This is a genomic window from Cellulomonas sp. A375-1 (assembly GCF_001040865.1).
Taxonomy (GTDB): Bacteria; Actinomycetota; Actinomycetes; order Actinomycetales; family Cellulomonadaceae; genus Cellulomonas; species Cellulomonas gelida.
This window is the reverse complement of the sequence record NZ_LFKW01000160.1, coordinates 324-2,768: the sequence shown is the minus strand read 5'-3', so window position 1 is coordinate 2,768 and position 2,445 is coordinate 324. Positions and strand designations below refer to the sequence as shown.

At 71.2% G+C, this 2,445-nt stretch carries 1 protein-coding gene; it reads right to left on the bottom strand.

Going from position 1 to position 2,445, the window contains the following annotated elements; translation table 11 throughout:
* Positions 1-2,445, bottom strand: a 2,445-nt coding sequence (leuS, locus tag CWIS_RS17330; protein ID WP_048344605.1) for a leucine--tRNA ligase, incomplete at both ends; no start/stop codon positions are given.

Genomic DNA, 2,445 nt, shown 5'->3' with positions numbered 1-2,445 from the left:
ACGAGCGCCTCGACCGCGGCGCGCGGTGCCGCGGACAGCGTCGTCAGGTGGTTGTTGAGCACGATGAGCTTGGCGATCGCGGTGTTGATCCGCATGGCCGCCATGTCCTCGGTGACGTCCGCGACCGTGCGGTGCAGCACGCGCAGCGTCTCGTCGGACGGCGCATCCTCGGTCACGACGAGCGTGCCGTCGGACTCGGAGACGACGTTGCGCCACAGCCGCTGCAAGAACCGCTGCGACCCGACGACCGCGCGCGTCTCCCACGGCCGCGACAGGTCGAGCGGACCCATCGACATCTCGTACACGCGCAGCGTGTCGGCGCCGTACTCGGCGTACATCTCGTCGGGCGTCACCATGTTCTTCAGCGACTTGCCCATCTTCCCGTACTCGCGGTGGACGGGCTCGCCCTGCCAGGTGAAGCCGGTCGGCGACGACTCGTCCTCGACGACCTCGGCCGCCTCGACGTGCACGCCGCGCTCGTCGGTGTAGGCGTACGCCTGGATGTAGCCCTGGTTGAAGAGCTTGTGGAACGGCTCGGCACCGCTGACGTGGCCGAGGTCGAACAGCACCTTGTGCCAGAACCGTGCGTACAGCAGGTGCAGCACCGCGTGCTCGACCCCGCCGACGTACAGGTCCACGCCACCGACGGTGTCGGTCGCGTCGCCGCTGTGCCCCGGCGCCAGCCAGAACTTCTCCAGCACGGGGTCGACGAGGACCTCGTCGGCCGTGGGGTCCAGGTAGCGCAGGTAGTACCAGCACGAGCCGGCCCAGTTGGGCATGGTGTTGGTGTCGCGGCGGTACACCTTGGGCCCGTCTCCGAGGTCGAGCGTGACGTCGACCCAGTCGGTGTTGCGGCCCAGCGGCGGCTCGGGAGAGGAGTGCGCGTCGTCGGCGTCGAACGTGCGCGGCGCGTAGTCCGGCACCTCGGGCAGGTCGACGGGCAGCAGGTCGACGGGCAGCGCGATCGGCAGGTCGTTCTCGTCGTAGACGATCGGGAACGGCTCGCCCCAGTAGCGCTGCCGGCTGAACAGCCAGTCGCGCAGGCGGTACGTGATCGTCTCGGAGCCCACGCCCTTGGCCGACAGCCACTCGACGATGCGCGCCTTGGCGGTCGCGACGTCCAGACCGTCGAGCGAGACCTCGTCGTTCGAGGAGTTCACCACCGCGCCGTCGCCGGTGCGGGCCGCGTCCGTCTCGTCGCCCTCGATCGTGTAGACCACCGGCAGGTCGAAGGCCTGCGCGAACGCGAAGTCGCGAGCGTCGCCGCCCGGGACCGCCATGATCGCGCCGGTCCCGTAGCCCATGAGCACGTAGTCGGCCGTGAACACCGGCAGCAGCTCGCCGTTGACCGGGTTGACGGCAAGGTGGCCCGTGAACACGCCGGTCTTGCGGCCCGCGTCCGCCTGTCGTTCCACCGCGGTCTTCGCCGCCGCCTCCGCGCGGTACGCCGCGACGGCCGCCGCGGGCGACTCGTGGCCGCCGGTCCACACCGACTTCGTCCCGTCGGGCCAGGCAGCGGGCACCTCGTCGAGCAGCGGGTGCTCGGGCGCGACGACCATGAAGGTCGCACCGAACAGCGTGTCGGGCCGCGTGGTGAACACCTCGACGGACTGGCCGCCCTCGACCGCGAACCGCACGCGCGCGCCCGACGAGCGTCCGATCCAGTTGCGCTGCATCGACTTGACCTTCTCGGGCCAGTCGATGTGCTCCAGGTCGTCGGTCAGGCGGTCCGCGTAGGCCGTGATCCGCATGTTCCACTGCCGCAGGCTGCGCTGGAACACCGGGAAGTTGCCGCGCTCGGAGCGGCCGTCGGCCGTGACCTCCTCGTTCGCGAGGACGGTCCCCAGGCCGGGGCACCAGTTGACCGGCGTCTCGGAGACGTAGGCCAGGCGGTGCGCGTCCAGCACCCGTCGGCGCTCGACCGCGTCCATCGCGGCCCACGCGACGCCCTCGCGCACGCCGGCGACGGGCGGGACCGCCCGCGTGCCCGCGGCCAGCTCGGCCTCGAGCTCGCTGATCGGACGCGCCTTGCCGCGGCCGCCGTCGGGTCGCACCGCGTCCTCGTCGTACCAGGACTCGAAGATCTGCAGGAAGATCCACTGCGTCCAGCGCACGTAGTCCGGGTCGATCGTCGCGAACGTGCGACGCGGGTCGTGCGCCAGGCCCAGGCGACGCAGCTGACGCTGCATGATCGCGATGTTCGCCTCGGTCGTCACGCGCGGGTGCTGACCCGTCTGCACGGCGTACTGCTCGGCGGGCAGCCCGAACGCGTCGAAGCCCAGGGCGTGCAGCACGTTGTCGCCCTGCATCCGGCGGAACCGCGCGACCACGTCGGTCGCGATGTACCCCAGGGGGTGGCCGATGTGCAGGCCCGCGCCCGAGGGGTACGGGAACATGTCCATGACGAAGAACGAGCGGCGCGACGCGTCGGCGTGGCGGCCCTCG